22 protein-coding genes are annotated in these 25,593 nt (G+C 42.5%); 7 read left to right on the plus strand and 15 right to left on the minus strand.

The genetic code is table 11. The annotated features are described in order from the left end of the window. Nucleotides 1–264 precede the first annotated feature (264 nt). Both nhaA and AAEY88_RS05770 read left to right on the plus strand, forming a co-directional pair. Nucleotides 265–1,464: a Na+/H+ antiporter NhaA gene (gene nhaA, locus AAEY88_RS05765; RefSeq protein ID WP_350560242.1), complete on the plus strand. Its 1,200-nt coding sequence runs from the start codon at nt 265–267 to the stop codon at nt 1,462–1,464. Between the two features lie 69 nt (nt 1,465–1,533). After that, complete coding sequence (locus AAEY88_RS05770) at nt 1,534–2,883, plus strand: oxygenase MpaB family protein (RefSeq protein WP_350560488.1); 1,350 nt, start codon at nt 1,534–1,536, stop codon at nt 2,881–2,883. Nucleotides 2,884–2,923: 40 nt separating this feature from the next. On the opposite strand, the gene AAEY88_RS05775 is transcribed toward AAEY88_RS05770, so the two are convergent. Continuing rightward, on the minus strand, nt 2,924–3,673 hold the full coding sequence (locus AAEY88_RS05775) for a CoA pyrophosphatase (protein WP_350560244.1): 750 nt from the start codon (nt 3,671–3,673) through the stop codon (nt 2,924–2,926). A gap of 385 nt (nt 3,674–4,058) precedes the next feature. Between AAEY88_RS05775 and AAEY88_RS05780 the strand changes: the two genes are divergently transcribed. Further along, the gene (locus AAEY88_RS05780) at nt 4,059–4,622 is read left to right on the plus strand and encodes an NUDIX hydrolase (RefSeq protein WP_350560246.1); all 564 of its coding nucleotides are present in this window, start codon (nt 4,059–4,061) and stop codon (nt 4,620–4,622) included. A 73-nt stretch (nt 4,623–4,695) separates the two neighbouring features. Here AAEY88_RS05780 and AAEY88_RS05785 read toward each other — a convergent pair whose 3' ends face one another. Then, a complete protein-coding gene (locus AAEY88_RS05785; protein WP_350560248.1) occupies nt 4,696–7,761 on the minus strand; it encodes an insulinase family protein in 3,066 nt (1,021 codons plus the stop codon). 537 nt (nt 7,762–8,298) lie between these two features. On the opposite strand from AAEY88_RS05785, the gene AAEY88_RS05790 reads away from it, so the two are divergent. Then, nucleotides 8,299–8,766: a universal stress protein gene (locus AAEY88_RS05790; protein ID WP_350560250.1), complete on the plus strand. Its 468-nt coding sequence runs from the start codon at nt 8,299–8,301 to the stop codon at nt 8,764–8,766. Nucleotides 8,767–8,999: 233 nt separating this feature from the next. On the opposite strand, the gene AAEY88_RS05795 is transcribed toward AAEY88_RS05790, so the two are convergent. Continuing rightward, nucleotides 9,000–9,935: a LysR substrate-binding domain-containing protein gene (locus AAEY88_RS05795; RefSeq protein WP_350560252.1), complete on the minus strand. Its 936-nt coding sequence runs from the start codon at nt 9,933–9,935 to the stop codon at nt 9,000–9,002. 233 nt (nt 9,936–10,168) lie between these two features. Here AAEY88_RS05795 and AAEY88_RS05800 point away from each other — a divergent pair, with 233 nt between their 5' ends. Next, the gene (locus tag AAEY88_RS05800; RefSeq protein ID WP_350560254.1) at nt 10,169–11,266 is read left to right on the plus strand and encodes a YeiH family putative sulfate export transporter; all 1,098 of its coding nucleotides are present in this window, start codon (nt 10,169–10,171) and stop codon (nt 11,264–11,266) included. Nucleotides 11,267–11,640: 374 nt separating this feature from the next. Here AAEY88_RS05800 and AAEY88_RS05805 read toward each other — a convergent pair whose 3' ends face one another. From AAEY88_RS05805 to AAEY88_RS05835, 7 genes are all read right to left on the minus strand, one after another. Further along, entirely contained in the window at nt 11,641–11,850 is a 210-nt protein-coding gene (locus AAEY88_RS05805) for a cold-shock protein (protein WP_320157741.1), read from the minus strand. Between the two features lie 243 nt (nt 11,851–12,093). Continuing rightward, entirely contained in the window at nt 12,094–12,516 is a 423-nt protein-coding gene (locus AAEY88_RS05810) for a YbaN family protein (protein ID WP_350560256.1), read from the minus strand. A gap of 350 nt (nt 12,517–12,866) precedes the next feature. Continuing rightward, complete coding sequence (locus AAEY88_RS05815) at nt 12,867–13,406, minus strand: hypothetical protein (protein WP_350560258.1); 540 nt, start codon at nt 13,404–13,406, stop codon at nt 12,867–12,869. A gap of 302 nt (nt 13,407–13,708) precedes the next feature. Beyond that, nucleotides 13,709–14,098, minus strand: a complete 390-nt coding sequence (locus AAEY88_RS05820; protein WP_350560260.1) for a hypothetical protein — start codon at nt 14,096–14,098, stop codon at nt 13,709–13,711. A 264-nt stretch (nt 14,099–14,362) separates the two neighbouring features. Next, nucleotides 14,363–14,548 (minus strand): hypothetical protein, encoded by a 186-nt coding sequence (locus tag AAEY88_RS05825; RefSeq protein WP_350560262.1) that lies wholly within the window; start codon nt 14,546–14,548, stop codon nt 14,363–14,365. Nucleotides 14,549–14,565: 17 nt separating this feature from the next. Beyond that, on the minus strand, nt 14,566–15,138 hold the full coding sequence (locus tag AAEY88_RS05830; protein WP_350560264.1) for a hypothetical protein: 573 nt from the start codon (nt 15,136–15,138) through the stop codon (nt 14,566–14,568). Nucleotides 15,139–15,622: 484 nt separating this feature from the next. Further along, nucleotides 15,623–18,604, minus strand: a complete 2,982-nt coding sequence (locus AAEY88_RS05835) for a valine--tRNA ligase (RefSeq protein WP_350560266.1) — start codon at nt 18,602–18,604, stop codon at nt 15,623–15,625. Between the two features lie 380 nt (nt 18,605–18,984). Here AAEY88_RS05835 and AAEY88_RS05840 point away from each other — a divergent pair, with 380 nt between their 5' ends. Next, a complete protein-coding gene (locus tag AAEY88_RS05840) occupies nt 18,985–20,112 on the plus strand; it encodes a formate/nitrite transporter family protein (protein ID WP_350560268.1) in 1,128 nt (375 codons plus the stop codon). A 140-nt stretch (nt 20,113–20,252) separates the two neighbouring features. Here the strand turns inward: AAEY88_RS05840 and AAEY88_RS05845 are convergent, their stop codons facing one another. The 5 genes from AAEY88_RS05845 to AAEY88_RS05865 form a co-directional block, all read right to left on the minus strand. Then, complete coding sequence (locus AAEY88_RS05845; RefSeq protein ID WP_350560270.1) at nt 20,253–20,732, minus strand: heavy metal-binding domain-containing protein; 480 nt, start codon at nt 20,730–20,732, stop codon at nt 20,253–20,255. 33 nt (nt 20,733–20,765) lie between these two features. After that, on the minus strand, nt 20,766–21,209 hold the full coding sequence (locus AAEY88_RS05850; RefSeq protein ID WP_350560272.1) for a YbjQ family protein: 444 nt from the start codon (nt 21,207–21,209) through the stop codon (nt 20,766–20,768). A gap of 51 nt (nt 21,210–21,260) precedes the next feature. Continuing rightward, on the minus strand, nt 21,261–21,818 hold the full coding sequence (locus AAEY88_RS05855; RefSeq protein WP_350560274.1) for a UPF0149 family protein: 558 nt from the start codon (nt 21,816–21,818) through the stop codon (nt 21,261–21,263). Between the two features lie 272 nt (nt 21,819–22,090). Then, entirely contained in the window at nt 22,091–22,327 is a 237-nt protein-coding gene (locus AAEY88_RS05860) for a hypothetical protein (protein ID WP_350560276.1), read from the minus strand. 140 nt (nt 22,328–22,467) lie between these two features. Continuing rightward, complete coding sequence (locus AAEY88_RS05865; RefSeq protein ID WP_350560278.1) at nt 22,468–23,940, minus strand: hypothetical protein; 1,473 nt, start codon at nt 23,938–23,940, stop codon at nt 22,468–22,470. 295 nt (nt 23,941–24,235) lie between these two features. Between AAEY88_RS05865 and serB the strand changes: the two genes are divergently transcribed. Continuing rightward, nucleotides 24,236–25,513, plus strand: coding sequence for a phosphoserine phosphatase SerB (gene serB / locus AAEY88_RS05870; RefSeq protein WP_350560280.1), 1,278 nt, complete (start codon nt 24,236–24,238; stop codon nt 25,511–25,513). The last annotated feature ends 80 nt before the right edge of the window (nt 25,514–25,593 follow it).

Here is a 25,593-nt window from a genome sequence, read left to right on the forward strand (position 1 = left end):
GGTAGAAGTCATCTTATGGCAACCATAAGGCCCTTAGAGGATAAGGGCTGCAGACTAAAAATATTTAACCAATCACAACCATGATATCATCTGCCTTATCAGCTTTATTAATACTGCGCGGTAGGCTAGTGGCTATTGTTTAACGCATTTTAATGTCTATATTGATAAGATTATGAGAAACTGAGGCTGTTTGTCGGTAACGTTATAGAATGTTATCAGATAGACATTTGAGTTTATGGTATGTATTTAGCAAACGAGGGTGTTATGGCAATACGAAGAATCAAGGCATTTTTTGAATTTGAGGCGGCAGGCGGGATCGTTTTAGCATTGGCTGCTATTGCTGCAATGATCATTGCCAACACTCCCCTCAACATATGGTACGAGTCCTTTATTCATGCGCCAGTTGCTATCCGTATCGGTAGCTTTGAGATTGCTAAAGACGCCCATCATTGGATCAATGATGGTTTGATGGCAATTTTCTTTTTTTTAGTCGGACTTGAGCTTAAGCGTGAAGTGCTCATCGGTGAGCTGTCTAACGTCAAACAGATTATCCTGCCAGCAGGCGCCGCTCTGGGTGGTATGATCATGCCAGCTATCGTCTACATACTTTTTAACTATAATAACCCTGAGTATTGGAAAGGCTGGGCGATTCCAGCAGCGACGGATATTGCCTTTGCGATAGGTATTTTAAGCTTACTTGGCAACCGCGTACCAAACTCTTTAAAAGTATTTTTAGTCTCGATTGCGATTTTTGATGATATTGGGGCGATTTTAATTATCGCTTTGTTTTATACCAGCGATTTATCCTTAGGCTCACTTGCCGTCGCCGGATTGTGCCTGCCCTTTTTATATCTACTCAACCGCCGAAACGTTACTAGCATTACCCCCTACCTGCTTATTGGCGTCATTATGTGGATTGCGGTACTCAAATCTGGCATTCATGCGACTCTAGCGGGTGTGGTCTTAGCGCTATTTATCCCCATGTTTGATCGTACTGATCCTGAACACTCGCCACTTGAGGAGCTGGAGCATGACCTACAAAATACAGTCTCCTATGGTATTTTGCCACTATTTGCTTTTGCTAACGCGGGTATATCACTAAAGGGTGCCGGTTTCTCTGAGCTATTTCACTCAGTACCGCTGGGTATTGCTGCCGGTTTATTCATCGGTAAGCAGATGGGTGTAATGATTATGTGCTGGCTGATCTTTAAACTGGGTATCTCAACCATGCCCAAAGGTATGAACTTCAAGCAAATTTATGGCGCAGCATTACTATGCGGTGTGGGCTTTACTATGAGCTTGTTTATTGGTGGCTTGGCCTTTGGTGGCGCCACCCCATTATTTGATGAGCGCTTAGGCATTATTATGGGTTCCATTGTATCTGGTATTGCTGGTTATTTGATGCTTAAAGCGACCCTAAAAGACACTACCAGTGGCACCTCAGTAGACTTAACCCGGCATTAAAGGTACAAGGGTGCCACTTATCGTTTTTTGCTATCTCATGACATCTAACTATGATGGTGCATTATGGATATGAATAAAAAGCAATCTTTCCAAAACGATTCGATGACTGCAGCAGCAGAGCTAAAAAACTATCAGCGTCATGGCCGTACTACGAGCATTAATGATCATAGTGATTTGCAGGTCCTGCGCCGTATCAAACGCTACTTACTGCCTAAAGACTTTACTATCTCACCGGCGTTATTAGATGAGATAGTAGCGGGTTATGATATTGGAGATCCACTCGCCGATATGCTGGCAGCTGACAGTGTGCGCTTTGCACGGCCATTACAGCAGGCGATTATAGACAATGATATTGACAGCGATCTAGCTAATAATTCATCATTTATGGCGTTAACTACGCAATTTAGTAGTCATCCAGATTGGTTTGATGCTAAGCTTGCCCAAATTGGCGCTATGGCCTATCGACGTTATCCTTTGATGCTGATCTGGTTGTTACGTAATGTTGCCCTAATGGCTGGTTACAGTATCCCTGCTCTCTCACTACCACTGATCCAAACTGGCGCACTGATGCACGATGCCTTGCCACGCTTGATGCGTACTTATGCTTATATTTTGGCCGTGTCTGAGCATCCACAGCTTGAGGCTTCACCTCACTCGCAGCGCGCGCCTAATTGTCGTGACCCTATTAACCAAGTATTAGCGATTGGCTCTGAGGGCTGGCGGCAGTCTATAAAGGTACGCCAAATTCATACGCTGGTTCGTCAAAACCTGCTTAAGGGTAAACTGTCTGCTGCAAATGGCGTAATAGCGGATACAGCACAACATCATCATCCTGATGGTAGCTGGAATACTGCTTACTGGGGGGTGCCTATCAATCAGACCGATATGGTTGCCACCCATTTGCAGTTCTCATTACTAATTATGCGCGGCCTGCGCCTATTAGGTGCCCGTATCAGCACCGAGGAAGCCGAGGGTATCTTGCATCTATGGAATCTTGCCAGCTATTGGATGGGGGTTGATTTGCAGCGCTTACCTAAAGATGAGGCCGCATGTTGGGAATGGCTCTATACATATCTATCGATTCAGCAGCTCGATTTTAAGATGGGGCGCCCACTAGCAAAAGCGCTGCATGACTTGCCGCGCCAGCTAATGGGTGAGGACAATCGCCGTGGCCGCTTTGTCGAGATGGTCAATGCCAGCGTCACTCGTACTTTAGTTGGCGATGATATTGGCGACGGCTTAAATTTACCCAAATCAAAAATACGCTTTGGGGTGCTATCGTCAGTGCCAATTTTATTTGCGCTTGATACCGCACGCCAACACAACAGCACCGTCGCCAATAAGCTGGAGCAATTCCGCGCTAAGCGCCAAGATAATATGAATTGGTGGCTGAAAAAGAACGATGATTATTATAAGTAGCTGTCGTTATAAATGGCCTTTTTTTATAACCTCATAACTATCAAAGTTTGGTGTCTTGTATGTGGTAATACCACTCAAGCTGTCGGTCAAATCCGGTTTTAAGCAAGCTGGCAATGACCTTTCCCGTTAGACCCCAGACGGTTTCGCCATCGATTTGCCAGCTGGGGGTTAACAAAGTAGCCTTCTGTTCTGGTAAGTGACCTTGCATCGTATACTCGACAGAATACTCTACGGTAGGCTGCTCAATTAATAGTTCAAAATCTGCCCAAAAAATACGTGATATTTCTCCAAGCTCGGGCACTAATATTAAATCAGGTTCAATCAGCGCCACGATAGGACGTACGCTCATGCCACTTTTTGAGATTTGTATGGGCAACTGACCGAGTAGCTGCACCTTACTTGGTGGCAAGGCGGTCTCCTCACAAGCCTCACGTAAGGCGGTGATTACATTATTACCATCACAAGCTTCGTACTTACCGCCAGCACAGGAGACCTCGCCTGCGTGGCTGCTGAGATGCACAGCGCGGCGTGTTAATAGCAGCCTAGGGCGCGGCTCATTGGTAATAGCAACCAATACCGAAGCATCTGCAATGGGGGTCTGATAGAGCATATCTAAGATAAGAGCGCTTTGGGCTACATGGTCAAAGTTATGAGTGGTCGGAGCGGCAGTTAGCCCTAAGAGCTCCATTTGTATGCGTTCAGCCAGCTGCCTGAGTGCGGGCTGATGGATGTAAGGTGGCAATGCTACCGCCAACTGATTAAAACTTTTAGAATGTGATGGTATTATCATTATTATTATCCTGTTTGCTTATCTTACTATTTTTATTTTGCTAATCATCTAATTGTTAATCATATTATCATGCAATAGAGTCAGCGTTCTTGACTTGACAGACTACCATGCTCGATGACAGTGTCTTTATTTACAATAACTACTTTAAAACAACTACGCCTGTACATGACAGGGTTAGCAATTTTTATAGTCGATATCGTATTATTTATGATGGGTAAATAAGCTGTTGATGTTATCACTACTCAGCACAGCATAAATTTATGCTATCTTAAGTGCAGAGCATCAAATAAAACCCATAACTATTATTTGGTTATAAAAAGAACAATACCCTCCCAAAAAATCCAAAATTTATCCTTTCTCCTTTTCATTAAATAAGGCAGTTAATATGAGCTATTGTCTACAATGCGGTCACGAAGCTGAACGAAAAATCCCTACCACTGATAATATGCCACGCTTGGTGTGCCCAAATTGCCATTACATTCATTATGAAAACCCAAAAGTAATTTGTGGCTCACTAGTAGTGCATAAAGATAGAGTGCTGCTGTGCCGCCGTGCTATTGAGCCTCAATATGGCTTATGGACGATACCCGCTGGTTTTATGGAAAATGGTGAAACTATCGCTGAAGGCGCTGCGCGTGAAAGCTTTGAAGAAGCGGATGCAGTCGTTCTCAATCCACACCTCTACTGTATCTATGACATTCCAAGTATTGGGCAAATATATGTCATTTATCTGACAGAACTTAAAGATGGCGCTTATGGTATAGGCTCTGAAAGCCTGGATTGCGCCCTTTTTAGTGAAGAAGATATTCCATGGGACAAGATTGCTTTTGAAGCCGTACGCCGTACCTTAACCAGTTTTTTTGCGGATCGTAAGCAGTTTGATAGTCATGATAAGTTTCCCATTCATCAAGACTATGTCGGTAAAGATCAAAGTATCAAACGTTATTAACGTTAAATATTTAATAGCAAAAAAGCCAAGCATGATGCTTGGCTTTTTTGTGCGCTATCAATGCTGTTGAGCTTTAACTTTTTACTTTACAGACCGTAAAGCCTAGGTTTTTAACCTCGTCTTCTTTGTCATATGGCGCTAATACCGCACGCACATGTGGCTGACCTTGCAAGTACTGCTTAGCAACGCGTTGCAAATCAGCGACAGTAACCGCTAAAATTGCTGCCCGCATTTTACGTTGCCATGCTGCGCCGCGATGATGAAGGTTTGCAAAACAAGCTTTAACCGCCTCGCCTGCTGGTGATCCTGGCTTATCCATACCTGAGATAATTCCTAAGATGGCTTCTTCTAACTGCTCATCAGTTTGTGCCTCATTAAGCAGCCACTCGATGCTGGCATCAAAATGTGCAAAGGTCTCTGCACAATGCGGATCACGGTAACTAAAGAATTTAAAGGCACACGCATTGGCATCGTAACCCGCTCCGCCTCCATACGCACCGCCGCGCTCACGAATAGCACTATGCAAGTAACCATTACGCAAATAAGGCGCTAATACCATCAATGGCGCAGTATCTGGATGGTCAGCTGCTGGAACCGTATAAGCACTGGCATTATGATAGACATTGGTTGCTACTAACCATGCCAAGTCTTCAACGTCAACTATCGCACCATTTTCAGTGGTTTTAGCTTTATTTTCTTCACCGTTTAGAGCAGGATTTAACGTTAAATCTGCAAATTCACTGGGAATATTGGTTTCAGTATCTAACGTTTTTGCAGCCAACTCTGGTGCACGACTGTCTTTCCAGCTATTAACAATCAAGTCACTTAAGCGCTCGGTTTGCTCAGACTCACATATAATGACCGCATGCTTAGGTAAGCTGATTAAACGTTGATGCAAGTCCATTAGACTGGTGGCCAATTGATCCCAAAGGGCATCATCATTGCTAGCGTGGGTCAAAAAGTCTTTAAGCGCATTTAAGGCAGGCAGGCCACTACGCACATATTCAAGTTGCGCCTGACGGCTCATACTGCGACTGGCGGTTTGCATCGCATAAGCATGCCCTGAGCCGGAAAGACTTGATTGCCAGCCTGCTTGACGCTGCTGCAAAATCTCTTTGATACGATCATGCTCTGTAAAGACGCTATGCTCCATCACTTCTTTAAGCAAGTCAATCGCTTCAGGTTTACGATTGAGTGCCCGTGTTGCTACCACAAAGTAACTGCTGATGTTTTGACGGTCATCAATATTAGTACGTTGACTGACACGCGCGGTTACTCCTGACGAATGTGCTGCTTGCTTGGCTTGCAGCTCATAAGCGCTTAATGAATCTGTGCCCAATTCTGACAATAAGCTTAAATAGATAGGCAGTAAGGGATGATTAATCACCTCATTTGCTGGTAGCTCAGCTGGGTTTGTGTTACCAAGCGCCTCGGTTAGTGGCACAATGACTTGATAATAATACAAGCCATTAGTGCCTGCTTCATATTCAAAGAGCGTACTGTCTTGACCGCTTAACATTACCTGCTTTTGTGTGCCTTGCTTAAAGCTAATATCAACTGGCACGTCTTCTAAGCCAACTTTTGGTAATAAACTCACATCATCAGGCGCTGCTTGGCGCGCCGCTAAGTCTAACGCTTGTTTATGTAAGATATCTTTATCAGCAGCAGTCAAATCCATCGCAATGGTATCGAGGCGCGTCTGTTCAGCCGCCGCAAGACGCGCTGACTTTTCGCTGTCTGGCGTTAGGGTCAGGCGCACACGATGGTTGTTGTCTAATAAATGAGTTTTGATTAACGTAGGCAGCCATTGCTCATCTTTCACTTGCTCGCGTAGCCAAGCTAGATGCTCATCAACTTCCCAAACATCGATAGGATTGCCGTCATGAATCGCAGTGCTAAAGCCCTCTAGCATCAAATTAAGACCATAAGGAATGCTATCGCCGCCAATGTGGCGCTGATCAACCTCAATTTGGTGCAAAATGGTTTCAATAGTCTCATCATCAATTGGCTGACTGGCAACCTCAGCCAGCAAATCCATAATGCCTTGCTCTACGGCTTCGGCATGTTCAGGTTCAGAGCCACGCAGACCGGTATAAAACACCATTTCATAATGGCTGTCATCAAGCCCTAATAATGGACTTGGCGCTTTGCCCAGTGGATGGCTGTCTAAATATGCCCGTAATGGCGATCCGGCATGCTCAATTAGCACCCCTTCAAGTAGACGCAGTGCCAAGCGCTGCTTAGGATCGGTAATCGTCGGTAGTAACCAAGCAATCACATGATGGGTTTGATCAGGTCCGGCCTCATCAGCGGTATAAGTATCGGTAGCTTGAATCGGCGCAGACAGACGCTGCTCTGGGCGCGAGACATGTTTTTTACCAGTCTCAAACTGTATCAGCGCATCATCATGCATCTTCGCTTGGGTTTCAGCTACCAGAATATTACCAAAGCTCATAATGACACTATTGGACGGATGGTAATGGCTGTGATGGAACGCGATTAGCTCAGAATGGGTCAAATCTGGAATATCAGCAGGATCGCCCCCTGAATTATAGTGATAAGTAGTAGTCGGGAACAAATGATGGGCAACCGCATGATACAACTGATCAATCTCACCACTCATCGCGCCTTTCATCTCGTTAAAGACAATACCCTTAAACTGCGGCTTATCATCAGCATCTAACTCAACGCGAATACCTTCTTGAGCGAAATCGAGCGGATGAATATTGGGGAAAAATGAGGCATCAAGATAAACGGCCAATAAGTTAAAGTAGTCATTTTCATTCTGGGTCGCATAGGGAAATGCGGTCCAATCAGCAGCAGTCATCGCATTCATAAAGGTATTAAGTGAGCGCTTAATCATCGAAAAGAACGGATCACGTACCGGAAACTTCTCAGAGCCGCATAATGCCACATGCTCTAAGATATGCGCCTCACCTTTTGAATCCATAGGTTGAGTGCGAAAGCCGACTAAAAAGGCGTTTTCATCACTAGGGTGTGCCAAATGATAATGCATCGCTCCAGTTTTGACATGCTGACTGATCAACACATCCATTGATAACGCCTCAATATGGCGATGCTCAATTAGCTCAAATGCTGGGTGTAAGGTTAAGTCAGCGCTAAACGGGGTATCAGTCATAGTTGTCCTTATAGATCGCCCTTAATATCAGGGTAAATAATAAATAAATAGTGAAAATCGTGGTTATAAAGGTAGTGGTTATAAAGATAGTCACAAGCGTTGATAATCAATCAAAAATAAAAATTAATACTTAGAACGATTCAATAAAATAATAATTTAATAAAAAAGTCATTGAGTCAAAAATTCTTGACTTCTTTTTTTGCCAGGTTCGTAGGGTTCATAAGCATTTATGTTGATCACTTATCATTATTAGAACGTATTAGTAGTCCGATTTGCAGAGTTTATTGCCTATCCGCAAGTGTTTTATAGAAATATTATGGGTAGTCTGCGTATTTAATGGCATATTCAATTAATCAAAAATAACCGTTAAAAAGCTTTTGCCTAACGGGACTAGATGGGGCTAGCACCTCGATAAGTCAAGATAGTCCATTGATAAAGATAACAAGCGCTAAAGATAGCACCCATTTAACAAAGTACTCTTAACAGCGGCCATTCGTAGTGCTATAGTTAAGACTACTTGCTACGAGGACTACACTCATGAGTTACCAACATATCTTACTGGTCACCGACTTACTATCCGACGCCGATGTGGTCGCCCAAAAGGCCAAACGTATCGTCGACAATCGTCCTGATTCCAGATTATCAGTACTACATATCGTCAAAGACACGATGGTTGGCTTTGGCTATGAATTGGTACCTGCCTCCAGCCTCTATGATGAGATTGATGATGAACGCTGCCAAGAAGCACGGGCAAAACTTGCCAAGTTCCTTGAGCGTAATGAGCTGAATGTGGTAAATTCTGAAGTAACCACTGCCATCTCTAATAGTGAAGGTATCGTTAATTATTGTCATAAGCATGACGTTGACTTATTAGTTATCGGACGTCATGAACGCCACGGTATCGCGGCTTGGCTTAGTGGCGCCACTGCAGATAATATATTGCCGAACGTTCCGTGTGATAGTTTAGTAGTCAGACTCGATAAACCAGGCTCAAAACGCAATTAGCCCTATTACCGGTCATTTAGTCATCTAGAGTGTCATTAATCCTAGATGACTCTATTACGGTAGGCGATATTATCCTGAACATTATGACTGTCGCAGCTGGCAATATTATATTTGCTTGTTGTACGATAGCTACGCAGGCAGGCTACCTAAAGTTTTCCTGCCGCTATTAACTAATTAAGCGCATCGTAAAGTTTTCTTTACGGTGCGCTTTTTTTCTATTGGCGTTTTCCAAATTAATTTTCTTGAATAATATCAATAAATGTCTGCCAAATCGGGCTTTGATGGCGGGATTTATGCCAGACCAGCCACCATGTCCGCGCCAAATCTATCCCTGCTACCTTAACTTGTACCAGCTTGCCTGTCTCTAATTCTGCCTGGATGACATGCTGTGACAAACAGCCTAGCCCAATATCAGCGCTTACCATATGCTTAATAGCCTCCGACTGCTGAATGGCCATAATCACCTCGGCATCGGGCATATGTTGTAGTAGTTGCTCATCGATAATCTGCCGTGTACCCGACCCTGCTTCACGTACCAATAATGGCAGCGTTGCCAACTGCTTAATGGTTAGCCGATAGCAGTAATCATTGTGGTCGTAATTTGCCAAGCCAGCCAGCCATTTGCTATCAGGCTTGGCAAATACTATCAAAGTATCCGTCCGCCATACGCGCTGCTCAATTACCTTCGTATCGAATGGTCTAGGTTTCCCTTCCACTAGTGCAATATCAATATTTAATTGCTCAACCTCACTGACTACTTCTTGGGTGTTAGCAATATACATATCGACGTTAGCATCAGGTAACGTGCTATATAGCTTAGCGAGTAACGGTGGTAATACATAATTGCCAATGGTGGTACTGGCGCCAATATAAATCTGCCCAGCGTGGTGCTTATGATAATGCTCAAGGGTCAACGCTTGCCCTAAGATCGATTGAGCTTGAACATACACTGGATGGGCATTAGGATGCTGATTTAGCCTGCGCCCAACGCGCTCAAACAACGGCAGTTGTAAGCGTGATTCCAGTTCTGCCAAAGCACTACTGACCGCAGACTGTGATAAGTGTAGCTGTTCGCTTGCGCGACTGGTGCTTCCCGTTTGATAAATACTGACAAATACCGCCAGCTGCTTGAGGGTAATCTTCGGTAAGGTCTGGAGTACTTTTTTCATTGTTAACTACTACCTCTCACTATTAAAACCTTTGCAATAATCTCTATTTATTCACTTAAATCTCTTAACCTAAAAAACCGATAGTTCCTATCTTATTAATCTGTTTTTATTATAGGTCAACGTTCCTTATAATGTCTATTCATAAGCTTATGCCCTTTTCGATTATCGATAAGAGCCTACTTTATAAATTATGCTAATCCCTACTCAAACCTGCGTTAATAGGATCCTCCGTCATGAACGCTTTTACCCAGTCAGTTGCCAGTTATATCCCACAAGGCCGCCATCTAAAAGGTCTCCTCGTGGTGTTGGTTGGCAGCTTGTTCTGCTTATGGCTCAATAACAGTTTAAATATCTGGACGAATGGGCGCATTGTTGGTCTGTCCTCACTAACATTAGCCATTTTAATCGGTATAGTGCTTGGCAACACGGTTTATCCGAGTGTCGCTGAGCGTTTAGGTGAAGGGGTGGGTTTCGCTAAAGGCCAGATTTTACGTTTGGCAATTATGTTCTACGGTTTTAAACTGACCTTAACGCAGATCGCAAGCGTTGGCATGCCTGCCATCATGAGTGATGCACTGGTATTAACCTCAACATTTTTATTAACCTATTGGCTGGGTACTAAATGGCTGAAAATTGATAAGCAAACGACCTTATTAATTGGTTCTGGTGCCAGTATTTGCGGTGCAGCAGCAGTTATCGCCGCTGAGCCAGTAGTAAAAGCAGAAGCGCATAAAGTCACTATCGCTGTAGCAACAGTAGTGGTGTTTGGCACTATCGCTATGCTGCTTTATCCATTCTTATACCATCTTGGCTGGCTACAGCCTTGGTTGAGCGCACAAGATTATGGCGTTTATACCGGTGCAACCATTCATGAAGTCGCCCAAGTGGTGGTCGCTGGTAACGCGATTAGTCCTGAGGTGGGCAATACTGCAGTCGTAACCAAAATGATTCGAGTAATGATGCTCGCGCCATTCTTACTCATTTTATCCTTTGCCTTAACACCTAGTAGCAATGAAGCTAACGGTGGCAAAAAATCATTATTGCTTTCATTTATGGCACGCGCTAAGCAAGTCAAAGTACCTTGGTTTGCCTTTATCTTTATTGTCGTCGTGCTGCTACATACTTGGCTGCCAATGTCTGCAAGTTTTGAGCAGACCATGGTAAAGTTAGATGATGTTCTCTTAACGATGGCCATGTTTGCCTTAGGCTTGACCACTCATTTAGGCGCTATTAAACAAGCTGGAGTCAAACCTCTGATCTTAGGCGCAATTATGTTTGGTTGGCTCATCATTGGCGGTGGTCTAATCAACGTTGGTATTGGCTTTATATGATTGAGTTTATTTTCCAATCGACTCGCTTTAAATTTATCAAGTATTTATTTTAATATACAATTTTTGATAAATAGAAGTTGGGAAAATCTGTGCAGCCTTTAGAACGGTATACAATAAGCAAGTAAATATTCAACAGCCACGTCATAGCCTCCTATAGCAGCCCGATACTCTAACGATTGATTGGGTAAAGAACGCTTTATCCCATCGTTCGCAGGCTCTTAACGTCACTCGCTTATCGTTACTAAACCCTAGCTAGAACTTCTTTAATAAACTCAAATGACAGACGAAAAAAAACGAACCCGGAGGTTCGTTTTTTTATTCATCGTATGGTCATTGTTTACTAATTAAAGTAAGTGTTAACCATTACATGCTAATTATACAGCAACGATGTTATGTGCTTGTGGGCCTTTTTGGCCTTGAGTTACAGTGAACTCAACTTCTTGGCCTTCAGCTAAAGTTTTGAAGCCTGAACCAGTGATTTCGCTGTAATGAGCAAAAACGTCTGCGCCGCTTTCTGGAGCGATGAAACCAAAGCCTTTAGCTTCGTTAAACCACTTAACTGTACCTTTCATAGTATCTGACATATTGATAATCCTACTTTTTAATTTATTAATGGTCTAATGACCGGCAACGCTTGCAAATAGCTACTGAACGATAAATATTAAAACGAAGGATTATAACTAATACTACGAGGTAATGATTTGGTGCAGAACTGCTCTTAAGCTTGTGCGTATTATAAGGGGCAAACTGCGTTACTGCAAGCTTTATCTCATAATTCATGTAAACGAATACAAATAATAGCCTTTTTGTCTTTAATTATATGATTATTAGGCGTTTGGCAATCGGAACAAATAAATTGCAACGGCACTACAGACTGCTGCTATTACCCATGCCATCCACATTATATCATTAGGCAAACGATAAAATAACATGCTCGTCGATAGTGCCATCATAACAGTCGCCAGCCACTTAGCATAATGTGGCACCGCATGATTTTCTTCCCAATCACGGATAAATTTACCAAAAAATCGATGATTAATCAGCCAAAAATGAAAACGGCGTGAACTACGTGCCCAACACCCTGCTGCCAGTAATATAAAAGGTGCTGTTGGCATCACGGGAAGTAACACCCCGATAATCCCTAATACAAAAAATATCCAACCCATGATAAGAAAAGTCCAACGCACTGTAGGGCTAGCGGACTGATTGGTCTTAGGACGGTAATAAAAGGAGCGTTTTTTTTCAGTCATGGAAATGATGTCAGTCGGCGATAGAGGTCAGATAGCAATCTTACCTACATAGGTAACTAATCATGCAATAAAGTGTAAAACAGCACAAGATTATTTTTGCGATGTTTTGCTATTGGTGCTTGTGTTTGGTTAGTAGCTGAGTAATTGAGGAGAATCAGGCGAGATAAGGAGTATTGTCTTTAATAATTCCGTAAGTACCAGCCTTGAAACTAAGAAAATGTCTAATCCCTTGTATACTAAGTAAGTAAAACCTTAATCTTAGGTCGAATTAATTCAATAAAAAAACCGCTCACAGTTTAGGTTATAAGCAGTTTTCTTTCACTGTACAAAGCATTCACGACAGATAGGTTCTAAACCAGTATCAACGCCAGTATTGGAAATATCAAAAAATAACCAAAAACAGCCAAAATCGCGTACATGGTCTTAATGTCTTTACCGTTAATGTGAATTCTAGCTAACGTATCGCCGAGTTTCAAAATCGAAACTGAATAAAAATAAAATGCTAATAAAAGAAGAACTGTGCTGATAGCAAATATCGCAATAGAAGAAAGTATGCCAAAAAAGACAACGGTTCCGGGGAATAAAACCTCGCCTTTAATAATCAAAACCAATAAAACGACAGCCACACCTGATGCAGAAGCATGAAAAAATATAATATCGTGCAACGTAGCATCAGCTCTATAAAAACTGGTCTCGATATCGAACTTATCGCTACTAAGCGCTCTTGAAGTAGAGTCTCCACCAATGATTGACTTATAACCTTTTATATTACTAACGGTAACAAGGAAGGTAAAAAATGTCAGGGCGACCCAAAAGATTACATGTATATTTATGATAGTAATTACTCCTAAATCTATGGCAGCATGATTTAAAAATATCTTTTGTACCAATGAAGCTCAGCATAATGCTTTGTGTTTGTATAGACTCAACTCTTATAAGAATTAATGCTCGTATATTTATATTATCATCCCCATCACTTTGATTTGTAAAAAAGTGCTCTAATGCATAGCTTTATTGTAGCGATAGTAGTCACTGCTGCCCATGCTGCTACTTTCTCTGGTGATTCGTTTGCACATAATATTTAGTTTTTGGCATAAAAAAACCGCGCACAGTTTTGTAGGCGGTTTTTTTATTACATGTTTAACTTGGTTTATTGGACCAAACTTGAACTACAAGCTTATTATCTTTACTGTTATTGAGGATAGCTCTCCCAATAGTCGGCAATCACTTTTGGGAAGCAATATTTTCTTGGCATTACGGTAATAGCGACTGGAACTAATATTGATTGAGTAACGCCGCCGATACTCTCACATGTGGCATCTGTGGGGACTTTATAATAGATAACGCGTAAGGTATTCTCAGGACACAAATCTGAACATTGAAATGATTTTACGACTTCAGTACCATGGTGATAGCCAATTACCCATTGTTGCTCACCTGCTGTTGGCGCTGACTCTTTTTGTTCGGCCGCTCGAATGAGATCAGCATCCGTCATAGTATCTTCATTGGTCGGTGGACTGACGCAAGCGCTCAGACTTAAAAACAAGATACTTAAGATAAAAATTTTAGCTTTTGAAGTCATTTGCGTGATGTCCATTGTTATTCAATTCAAAGTACCTAACATTTATCTATATAAGACTTTAACGGGTAAAATTCAGCGTTATCGGTACGGTCTCGCCAATATTGGGATTGCTTAAAGGTGAGCGCTATTCGATAGTGAGATGATTAATTGTATTCTTGTTTTATAAGGATGTGAAAGCCTTTAAAAGAGAATAGCGTAATTACTGGCATAAAAAAACCGCTACAGCTGATACCGTAACGGTTTTAATCTAAATACACGTAATGGTTAGCTTGTCTGCATACCTCTATTACATGCTCTAGCTTCCATATCACTTTCTTTTCGATGATCGGAATTTCCTAAGAATGCTGATAAATATTTAATGGATTCGTGTCTTTTAGCAACTTTGTTAGGGTTTACCTTACGACCATGCTGTGAAGAAACAATTACTCTTACTTTAGTATTTGAATTCATAGTATAAGTGCCTTAAATTAGGACTTTCCCTTATACTGCTTCATTGATAACAGATAAAGCTCTAACTCGACTCTATTGCTAAATTCTCTTGAACTTTCTGATTGAAGAAATAATTGCTGATGAACCCCTTCTTTTAAGTCCGCTAAAAAAATTGCTACACCACTGTCTATTGATTCCCTTGCTAAAGGATTACCTTTCATCAATGTATTGGCATTGGGATGACTTCTCTGATGGTCTAACTTTAAAATAAACTTCCAATTTTCATTATCACTTTCATCTTTTACTACACTACTTAATACAGTTACAGCCAATTGACTACGTTTAACACCCCAAAACTCAAAGAAATCACTCAGTTGGTTCATTATGAACTTAATCTGATCTTGGGGATGGGTAATCTCTTGAAAAAAATTTACACGCTTACTTTCTGTTTTTGATTCTGTTGCCCTTTCATAGAATCTACTTTTTTTAGTATTTACTATACCTCTTATAAGACTGATAAACCTTCGTAAGACCAGCTCATTCTCTTTCTTATTTTTATCTAGCCTATAATCATAATATGCTTTAAAGAGAACACTTATTACAGTAGCCACTATTAGAAACTTATAAAAGTTTCCATGCGAATCCTTATTTTAGTATATCCAACTCCACTCATCACCCCAAATATCAAGAGTAGTGTAGTACAAAAATAGAAATATTGATAAGATTGAACTTGACCACGAAATATTGAAAATAGGTTCACAGTTTTTCAGAATTTTTTCTAAAATCTATCCTAAAGGGTACTTTTAAGTTTATTATCAGAATTGAGGAATTGAGGAATCAACCAAACGAAAAATAACTTAACCTAAAAAATACAGCATAACTGCCACCAAATTAACTGAATTTCTTTATACCTTGTACATGGATTATTGTATTTCTCTTAGGAAATACAACTGCACTACAAAAGCTAGTAGATAATAGCAAACAAATATTCAGTTATATCATAGGAGTAAGATGTAGAACTAACCAATAGACAATAAAAAACGCCATCATAAATTATGATGGCGTTTTTTATTAATACAGATACCTATGTGTTAGTTACAACGCCTTTAACTCTTCCATCTGCGCCGTCATCGCCACCAACTGCCCTTTTAGCTCCGTCAGTTTTGCCTTTTCAGCTTCAACGACTTCCACTGGCGCTTTACTGACAAAGCCTTCATTACCTAATTTACGCGAGATACCTTCTGCTTGCTTTTGGAGTTTTTCATGGGCTTTGCCCAAACGTGCTAGCTCAGCAGTCGGATCAATTAATCCTTTCATTGGTACCAGTACGCGCAGCTGTCCAATCATACTGGATGACGATAATGGCACCTCATCGCCATCTTCTAGAATATCTAAGCTTTCGACTTTTGCCAAGGCTTTAAACTGATTGGCGATACGTGATAAGCGCTCATCCTCCGCTAGCGAGATATTTTGTAGCAATACTGGCAAGCGTACGGCATTGCCCAGTTTCATCTCGCCACGGATATTACGCACGCTAGCGATAAGCTGTTGTAGCCATGCCATGTCCGCTTCAGTTTGCTCACTAACTTGGCTATTATCCACTTTTGGATAAGCCGCAATAACGATGCTGTCAGTGTCTTTACGATTGAGCAGCGGTGCGATGGTTTGCCAAATTTGCTCGGTTAGATACGGCATAATCGGATGAGTAAAGCGTAATGCAGTCTCTAACACATGCAGCAATACATAGCGGATTTGCGCTTTACGTGCCTCTGTTACCGAATCATCGTTCAGGCTGGCCTTGGCAAGCTCAACATACCAATCACAGTATTCATTCCAGATGAACTCATAAATATCATGACTCACCATATCAAGACGATACTGGGCAAAATGCTGATGAATATCGGCAACAGTAGAGTTGAGACGGCTGATAATCCATTTTTCAGGCAATTCCCAAACCTCAGGCTTAGCAACTTGATCGATTGATAGCGCATTGCCCTGCCCTTCTTCAGAACTATCCACACAGTTCATCAATACAAAACGGCTGGCGTTCCAGATTTTATTACAGAAGTTACGATAGCCTTCGACGCGTTTTAAATCAAAGTTAATATCGCGTCCGGTACTGGCTAAGGACGTAAAGGTAAAGCGTAGCGCATCGGTACCAAACGCAGGAATGCCTTCAGGGAACTCTTTACGGGTTTGTTTTTCGATTTTAGCCGCGTCTTTAGGATTCATCATATTGCTAGTACGTTTAGTGACTAAGGTTTCGAGGTCGATACCATCGATGATGTCGATAGGATCGAGGACGTTACCTTTAGACTTAGACATTTTTTGGCCAAAGCTATCACGTACTAGTCCGTGAACGTAAACGGTCTTAAATGGGACTTGCGGCGTGCCATCTTCATTTTTGACGAAGTGCATGGTCATCATAATCATGCGCGCAACCCAAAAGAAAATGATGTCGAAACCAGTGACTAACACGCTGGTCGGATGGAACGTATCCAGCACGCGTGGATCGGCATTAACGTCAGCCCAATCTAAGGTACTAAATGTCCATAAACCCGAGCTAAACCAGGTGTCAAGCACGTCATCATCTTGGCGCAATTTTATGCTATCAGCTAGATTGTACTTGCTGCGTACTTCCGCTTCATCACGCGCCACATAGATGCTACCTTCCTCGTCATACCACGCTGGGATACGATGCCCCCACCATAGCTGACGGCTGATACACCAATCTTGTAAGCCATTCATCCATGCCATATACATGTTTTTATATTGCGCGGGAACAAATTCAATGCTGCCATCCTCTACTGCAGTAATTGCCGGCTTAGCCAACTGTTCAACAGCCACGTACCATTGATCGGTTAGCCACGGCTCGACAATCGCACCACCACGTTCGGCACGCGGTGCTTTTAGCGCATAGTCCTCGATTGCCTCTAACCAATCTTGTTCTTGGGCTTGGATGACTACCTGCTTGCGAGCGGCAAAGCGTTCGACCCCGGCATAAGTAGCCCCAAGATGGTCACTTGGAGTGGTTTCTAACGTTGGCTCACGAGTTTGCAAGTCCGGATAGACTTCCATCGCTGGTAAAATATGGGCATGTTCATCAAGAATATTAATCAAGGGCAAATCATGACGACGACCAAGCTCATAGTCGTTAAAGTCATGAGCAGGAGTAATTTTTACGCAACCGGTACCAAAGTCACTTTCGACATAATCATCGGCAACGATAGGCACGATACGACCAGTAATCGGTAAAGTAATGGTTTTGCCGACTAAGTGTGCGTAACGCTCATCGCTAGGATTGACCGCCACGGCGGTATCGCCTAATAAGGTTTCAGGACGAGTGGTGGCAACCACCAAGTAGTTTTTGCCATCTTGAGTCATTATATCACTGTCAGTGAAATGATAGCGAAAATGCCACAATGAGCCTTTTTCGTCATGGTTTTCGACTTCTAAATCGGATAACGCGGTTTGGAACTTGGGGTCCCAGTTGACCAAACGCTTACCACGATAAATCAAACCATCATCAAACAAGCGTACAAACACTTCTTTGACCGCATTAGATAAGCCATCATCCATGGTAAAGCGCTCACGCGACCAATCGACCGAGCTGCCCAAACGGCGAATCTGACTGGTAATATTGTCCCCTGACTCTTCTTTCCATTCCCATACCTTATCAATGAAATCCTCGCGACTCATATCACGGCGTTTAATACCTTGCGCTTCTAAACGCCGCTCGACGACCATTTGGGTAGCGATACCTGCATGATCGGTACCTGGTTGCCATAAGGTATTGTCACCATCCATCCGGTGATAACGGGTTAGCGCATCCATAATGGCATTATTAAAGCCATGTCCCATATGCAGCGAGCCGGTAACGTTCGGCGGTGGTAGCGCAATAGAAAACGATTCTTCCTTATCAAAAGTCGGCTGAAAGTAGCCACTATTTTCCCAGCCTTGATACATACCCGCCTCGACCTCGCTTGGATTATAGGCGTGCTCGAGTTGGCTTAAGGCAGCTTGGATAGAGGTGGTTAAATCAGTTTTGGTGCTTTGGATATCAGGGGGGTTACTCATAAGGCTCTCAGACTAAAACGTAAATGGATAGTGGTAAGCAAGCATAGCTACCGCTGAATTCATACAATTAACCAACGCAATAGGGGTTAAAAAATAGTACCTAGTATAGATAATAAGCGTAACTAATAATGAACCAGCGTAATATCTATAAAACGCGCCAGCAAAAAAATTTAATGCTATGATTTTATCTTATATGAGCAGATTTTGTTAGCATCGGATGACTTTTCCTTGTTTGTGGTACTTATACACTTACTTTGACGTCTCAAACCATCTTGACTGATCATTATCGCTACCCTATCTGAGTCAATGTTGGCTTGTAATAGCATCTGTTTACAACCGTTTAGCCGCCACTTCTTATAATCCTATATAAGCTCATTCTCATGCCTAATAATAAAAGCAATGATAGCAATACGCCAAGCCATAATCCTATTCATAACAACGATGCTGATATGAATAAAGTTATTGTGCCCGAATCTGATGTTGACCCTATTAATAACGACAACGTCGATGATTGTCACGATGAAAAAAAGGATAGTGATCCTAGTGATAATGAGGAGCCTGATGAGCTCCAAGCGACAGAAGTGCTAGACGATGAAGACTTTTCTGAAGATATTAGCGATGAAGATAAAGCCACCATTAAAGAAGTTGCCAGCGATGACAATGCTAGCGCGCCCAAAAGCTATGCTAGCATCTTAGTCGAGCAAGTTATTGATGCCAAAGAAACCTTTAACCGTTCATTGGGCTCATTATTTACCAGTGCTTTTACCGCTGGGCTGGAGATTGGTATCAGTTTATTCATGATTTTATCGGCCTTTGCGTTATTGAGCGACGTACTACCCCGCGAATATGCCATAGTATTGGCCTCGTTATTATATCCAATAGGTTTTATTATCGTGGTCATCGGTCAGTCGTTGTTATTCACTGAGCAGACCTCTTTATTAAGTTTACCGGTGCTTAATAAAATTGAACCGCTAAGGAAGCTGCTGCGTCTCTGGGGAATTGTTATTGCCGGTAATATCGTCGGTGGTTGTCTCTTTGCGGCATTAATGATTGGCTTAGGTATTAATATGCAGCTGTTTACCGTTGCTGATATTGATGCCTATGCGCAGCATGTTTTGGGCTTTGAGTGGTGGGTTATCTTTGGGAGCTCAATACTTGCGGGCTGGATGATGGGGGTAGCGGCGTGGTTGGTGACTTCAGCCCGTGATACTATCAGCCGTATTGTACTGGTATCTTTGATTACCGGTAGTATTGGATTTTTGGGTTTGCATCACAGTATCGTGGGCAACATTGAAGTATTTTCTGCCTTGATGTATGGCAACACAGTCAGCTTATTAAGTTATTTATGGTTTTTAGTTATAGTGCTGGTCGGTAATACCATCGGCGGCGTGGTGTTTGTAGCGGTGCTCAAAAATCGGACATTTTTGTTTGATTTTGAAAAGATTAAACAAAAAACCGAGGATGACAAAGACAACAAAATAGCGCGGATGAATACTCACCAGCGCTAGCACTTTGTCTAAAATAGGTACTTTACTTAGAATAGGTACTTTACTTAGAATGGATACTTTACTTAGAATGGATACTTTACTTAGAATGAGTACGATATCAACGTTAATACCGTCTTTAACCTTGATACTGCCTAGATTTATTAGCGGTGTTTAGAGTTCTGGGTACTTACGACTGCAGTGCCGTAGGCAATGGCTTCTACCATACTGCCCAATTGATTGATATTGCTAACCTCAAGGCGCAGACCATAGATGTGATTGTAGCCTTTTGCCTTAGCTTGCGTGCGCATACGTACCAAGGCTTCACGCCGTGCTCGGTCCAGTAAAGTCTCGTAGGTGGTCAAGTTCTTACCAAATAAGCTCAATATGCGAGCAATCACCATCTTAAAATAATCTTGGCCGATAACCACACTGCCAAGCACTAGCTCACCTTCACTATTGGCCACCAGCGCTGGTCGATAAAAGCGCTCAGTAGATACAATAATATGTTCTAGGTCTTTTTCTGAGATTGCCAACTGCGCTAAATGCTGGCGCTCATGCCGCGCACCAAAAAACCAACCGACCACAAATAATAAAATAAGCGGTGCGTAGTTAAACAGCAATTGGGTAACAGAATTATTCATCACACGTCTCTTATCGTGAAAAAGCTTTGCGGCTTAGCCAAAAGGATTAAAACGTGGCAAATCTTCGACAGCCGTTTGAGCTTGGCTCTGCTGGCTTTGTTGCTGTTGATCATATGGCGCGTTTGGTGGTTGATTTTGGAAGGATTGATTTTGCATACGCACGACCTTGACCGCGGTACCATAAACGAACAGCTCTGAGGCACCTTGGGCGATACTAGAAGTCGAAAAGCGTAGACCAACCACCGCATCAGCGCCCAACGCTTCGGCCTTTATTACCATGCGATCTATCGCTTCTTGTCGCGACTCTTCTAACAGCTCGGTATAAGCAGTCAGCTCACCACCGACGATATTTTTAAGACCGGCAAATAAGTCTTTACCAACGTGCTTTGAGCGCACCGTACTGCCGTAAACCACGTCTAAGCGCTCCGTGATCTGATAGTTGGGTAAGTGCTCAAGGTTGGATAGTTGCACAGTCATGGTATTACCTTATCGGTGGCTTATAAAATTGCTGATAGCACTAACAGCATGCTAGTCGTTAGTATGGAATAATAAAAATAGTTCGGTTAAATTGCCTTCGATACTATTGGCCATTTGTGCTAGCTTATCTTGGTCGCCACGCATCTCAGCAAGTTCAGTATCTTCATCATCAATGCCGCTGAGTACGATCATCGGCAAGGTTAATACGGCCACATCTTCGGCAGTATCTTCATCTTCAAACCAATCGCTGGCCTCATCACCATACATGGCATCAACAAAACCAATTGACCACGCCACAATATCTGACTCATCTGAAAAATCAACGGCAATTTCTTCATTGCCAGCATCTTCACTAAATGGTAGTTCAATAGGAGTCTCATTTTTGAGCTCGTCCATAATGGAGGCGCGCCAGCGATGAATACCATCGATAACGTTTTCTGGAACGTCTTTCACATGACCTTCAAACAGTGCATCTATCCAGTTCGGTAGCGGACGACCAATAACAGTCGCCGTCAAAAATCCATGGGTGGCGACACTATCGAGCACAAACTGGCTCTCTTGATTGTCTAAAAAATCCAGCAATTCATCAAAGCTTAATTGGTTGCTCATAATACAGTTGTCCTTAGGTAGATAGCATGTGCTGAGCACAATTGCTTATCTGTTAAATGCAGTCTGTTACACGCGATGTGGTCATTAAAACGGTAGTCATTAAAACCATAATCGTTAAATAAGTAAGAGTGAATAACTATGACAAAAATGGTTGTTCTAAAAATGGTCGTTATAAAATAGCATTGGTTAAACATTGACAATATTATTCAATTAGATTAGCACAGTTACGTAATGATAAATGCTTGTGCGCTTGCCTAAGGCTTATCTAATACCTAAATATCATCATCATCCCAATCATCGCCATCTTCATCAAAATCATCTAAGTCGTCTAGCTCATCTTTAAGGGCTTTAGCCAAACGTTTTTCTTCTAACAAATTATCGATTAAGCGGCGTTTCTCTAAACTACTTAAGCGCGTACGTACGCTAGTTTCTGCTTCTTCTACCATCTTGGCATCATCATCATCGGTAAATTCACCATCAAACTCGTCATCGATATCAGCGTCACTCATGACAAACTCCTATTATTTGCGCACAGGTCTTAAAATAAATTGATATATATATGCCTTATAAAGTCTCTGTTGAACGTTGTCAATTCTTTTTACACCTACAGCAACTTTAATATCTACCATAAGGATAGCGATAGCGTCAACTATTCATCTTCATTTCCAGTCGTTAGCACCTTGTTACGCACATCTGCTAGGCGCTGAATCATAGCATCATTGCCACCATCGAACACCGCACACTCTCGCTCATAAACGGTAGTTGGGCGCTTTAAGCTATGAACTTGTACATGATTGCCGATTTGTTTGAAACCAGAGTTTGGCAACAAAATAAGCATCTGCTCTTTTCTACCAATGCTCTTTAGTAATTGGGTCATAGCAGCCGTTTGACCACTATCACTGACTCCCGCTTTTGCTGATAGCGCAAAACGTGACAGCTCAATATGCTTGTCATGGATAATCTTATTCAGCATTAAGTACAGCTTAGCTAACATCACCCCTGCCAGCGCCACTTTAGCATGACTATTATCCGCTTTGAGCAGCGCACACGCACCTTTGTCATCAAAACGAGGCTGGTTGACGGCACTGACACCTAATAGCAAAGGTTGTCTGAGTAGTTCGGTAAGCGCTTGATTCAATAACTGGGTACAGAGTGCAAGATAAGGCATCCGCATTTCAGGCGTTAGACGTTCAAGCATATTATATTCATCATGGAACATAATCTGCACACTCACACTATCAAAAGCGCGGGTAGCAGACAATTTAGAAGCACTCCTAGTGAACGTGTTAGCGCTTATATCAGTGCTAGACGCCTTAGTCTGTATATGATTCGGGTCTAGACTGGTACTGTCTTGCGTTTCAGAATCGCCGCCATTATTTTGTTGCGACTTTAGATAAGCGTTAAGATCATCATGAATGCCTGTGGTACTGACGGTAGCAGACTTATTAGCAGCTTCTTTATGGGCAGCTTCGTGGTTCGCATTTTGGCTATTGCCACCGTTGCGACTCTCATTTACAGCGTTATCATCACTACCTTCGGCGTTAAAATTAGGAGCCTGACCACCAAAGAATGGTCCTCCTTGGGCATATCGCTCACGATGCAAGTCTTGAATATCACGGCTCAGCGCATTGATTTGCTCTTTGGTGGGACGGGCAATATAGCCATATAATAGCCACAAAAATAAATGCAATATCATTGAACCGATGACAAACGGCCATTGCTTGGCGATAATCTCACCTTTACTAATGTCTTTGAGGGTCAGCGCCACACTACCAATGACCGCATCACCCTTAGTCGCGATTTGGCTGATGGTATCGCCCTGCTGCATCGGCGCATTGCCTACCGGTACCAGCACATCATTATTATTGTCTTTAATTAAAATCCGTGCGACATCTTGTTCGCTAGTATAGCGATTGGCAATGACACTAAGACTCACACGGTCTTTATTTTCTAAAGACAGCCGCGCCTCATCGATAAGTTGGGCGACCATTTGCTCGCCTTTTTGCGCACGACTTTTGGTCAGCTGCTGGTCAGTGCTGATCACTAGCAGTAAGGTTTGCAGGCAAAAACTGACCAGAATAATAATGGCAAACAACCCTTGCCGCGGCGCTAAATACATCATGGTATGGTAAACTTTTTTGAATGAGGGAAATTAAAAAACGAGACTGTCGCTCATTTTCTGGAAGAGTGTACTGCTAATGTGCTTAATCTAAAACTGGCTTTGTCTAACAATAGCCCGAACAAAGGGTCAAATAGTGCTATTCACTCAGTCAACACCATCTACTATAGCACCATAGTAGTATTTATAAATCCAGTTTTCATAGATTCCGTTTTCTTCGCCGGTCATGTATAGGCGAGGCACGGTAAAGCTGTTATTATTCCTAATCTTATCTGAGCTTACAAGGGACAATTGAGCCATGCCAAAAAATACGCCTTACTCGTTACCAAAAGACAGCAAAGCATGGCAACAAGCCGTCGATTCTGTAGCATCATTATTACCTGATGCTACCGACTTGCATGATTTTGACGCGTTGCAATCGCTCCCTGTCTTTGCGCTAATTGTCGTATTGCCAGCGCATGTACCCGCGCTTGATATCCATCAGTATGTTCAGTCATGGGTTGACGCACAACCAAACTGGCATTTAGTAACGGTTGCAGAAGATAAAGAGGCAACCTTTGTCGATATTGCGATTCCTGACTCTGATATTCATACTAAGTCTGACGCTGATTCTAATGCTAGCCAAACCTCTAAGCAACCTTTTGTTCCCGCACAGGTCTTTCGTTACTTGCTAGTGCCCGTTACCGCAACCCTTATGCATCCTGCCAAAAAGACGGCTGCTGCCCATATTATTGACGATCAACTGACCACCAGTTTACGTCAAGAGTTAGCAAAAAATTATCTAGCCAAAAATGATAATAAAGCGCCACAGGCTGTTGATACCCAAAACGACAATATGCAACACAACAGTCCGATACAAAACCCAGGGCTTGACAGCTCAAACTTAGTCGATTGCCATATTTTATCTATTGGTCATATGCTGCGTACCCATAAATTGGTCTGCTTCGATATGGATTCAACTTTGATTGAGCAAGAAGTTATCGTTGAGCTGGCAAAAACGGCGGGTATCGGTGAACAAGTTGCCGCAATCACTGAATCCGCAATGCGCGGTGAAATAGATTTTGATGAGTCTTTTGCCCAGCGTATGGCTTTGTTAAAAGGCATCCCGACTACCGTACTCGATGATATTTGTGCGCGCCTAACTCTATCGACAGGCGCTCATACCACTATCAGTGCCTTTAAAACGTTAGGTTATCATACGGTATTAGTCTCAGGTGGCTTCACTTATTTTGCCCGTTATATTGCTGAGCAGTTAGGCATTGATGAGGTGCATGCCAATCATTTGGACGTTGACGAGGGCGAAGTCACTGGTCATGTGCAACTGCCTATTGTCAATGGTGCAAAAAAAGCAGCTATCGTTGCTAATATTGCAGAGCGTTTGGGCATTGAGATGTCGCAAGTGGTTTGTGTTGGTGATGGTGCCAATGATCTGCCGATGATGGCCAATGCGGACTTAGGGGTGGCTTACCAAGCCAAACCTATCGTACAAGCGCGTGCTGATGCCGCTGTCAATGTCACCGGCCTTGAAGGTGTGCTCTACGCCCTTGGCTATCCGGCACTTGTCCCTGCAAAATAAAGACTTTTAATCGGTCTTATACTATCAGCTGTGTCTGATAAAAAATCCGTGCACGCTATAAGCTGAGTTAGCGACTTTAT

This window comes from Psychrobacter sp. CAL346-MNA-CIBAN-0220 (assembly GCF_040309805.1).
Taxonomy (GTDB): Bacteria; Pseudomonadota; Gammaproteobacteria; order Pseudomonadales; family Moraxellaceae; genus Psychrobacter.

Excerpts from the sequence above, each read along its gene's own strand:
- AAEY88_RS05770 (WP_350560488.1), top strand. The coding sequence starts at position 1,534 with ATGAATAAAAAGCAATCTTTCCAAAACGATTCGATGACTGCAGCAGCA.
- AAEY88_RS05810 (WP_350560256.1), bottom strand. The coding sequence starts at position 12,516 with ATGACTGAAAAAAAACGCTCCTTTTATTACCGTCCTAAGACCAATCAG.
- AAEY88_RS05850 (WP_350560272.1), bottom strand. The coding sequence starts at position 21,209 with ATGACTGTGCAACTATCCAACCTTGAGCACTTACCCAACTATCAGATC.
- AAEY88_RS05775 (WP_350560244.1), bottom strand. The coding sequence starts at position 3,673 with ATGATAATACCATCACATTCTAAAAGTTTTAATCAGTTGGCGGTAGCA.
- AAEY88_RS05855 (WP_350560274.1), bottom strand. The coding sequence starts at position 21,818 with ATGAGCAACCAATTAAGCTTTGATGAATTGCTGGATTTTTTAGACAAT.
- AAEY88_RS05790 (WP_350560250.1), top strand. The coding sequence starts at position 8,299 with ATGAGTTACCAACATATCTTACTGGTCACCGACTTACTATCCGACGCC.
- AAEY88_RS05800 (WP_350560254.1), top strand. The coding sequence starts at position 10,169 with ATGAACGCTTTTACCCAGTCAGTTGCCAGTTATATCCCACAAGGCCGC.
- AAEY88_RS05820 (WP_350560260.1), bottom strand. The coding sequence starts at position 14,098 with ATGACTTCAAAAGCTAAAATTTTTATCTTAAGTATCTTGTTTTTAAGT.
- nhaA (WP_350560242.1), top strand. The coding sequence starts at position 265 with ATGGCAATACGAAGAATCAAGGCATTTTTTGAATTTGAGGCGGCAGGC.
- AAEY88_RS05840 (WP_350560268.1), top strand. The coding sequence starts at position 18,985 with ATGCCTAATAATAAAAGCAATGATAGCAATACGCCAAGCCATAATCCT.
- AAEY88_RS05795 (WP_350560252.1), bottom strand. The coding sequence starts at position 9,935 with ATGAAAAAAGTACTCCAGACCTTACCGAAGATTACCCTCAAGCAGCTG.
- serB (WP_350560280.1), top strand. The coding sequence starts at position 24,236 with ATGCCAAAAAATACGCCTTACTCGTTACCAAAAGACAGCAAAGCATGG.
- AAEY88_RS05825 (WP_350560262.1), bottom strand. The coding sequence starts at position 14,548 with ATGAATTCAAATACTAAAGTAAGAGTAATTGTTTCTTCACAGCATGGT.
- AAEY88_RS05785 (WP_350560248.1), bottom strand. The coding sequence starts at position 7,761 with ATGACTGATACCCCGTTTAGCGCTGACTTAACCTTACACCCAGCATTT.
- AAEY88_RS05805 (WP_320157741.1), bottom strand. The coding sequence starts at position 11,850 with ATGTCAGATACTATGAAAGGTACAGTTAAGTGGTTTAACGAAGCTAAA.
- AAEY88_RS05835 (WP_350560266.1), bottom strand. The coding sequence starts at position 18,604 with ATGAGTAACCCCCCTGATATCCAAAGCACCAAAACTGATTTAACCACC.
- AAEY88_RS05780 (WP_350560246.1), top strand. The coding sequence starts at position 4,059 with ATGAGCTATTGTCTACAATGCGGTCACGAAGCTGAACGAAAAATCCCT.
- AAEY88_RS05845 (WP_350560270.1), bottom strand. The coding sequence starts at position 20,732 with ATGAATAATTCTGTTACCCAATTGCTGTTTAACTACGCACCGCTTATT.
- AAEY88_RS05860 (WP_350560276.1), bottom strand. The coding sequence starts at position 22,327 with ATGAGTGACGCTGATATCGATGACGAGTTTGATGGTGAATTTACCGAT.
- AAEY88_RS05865 (WP_350560278.1), bottom strand. The coding sequence starts at position 23,940 with ATGATGTATTTAGCGCCGCGGCAAGGGTTGTTTGCCATTATTATTCTG.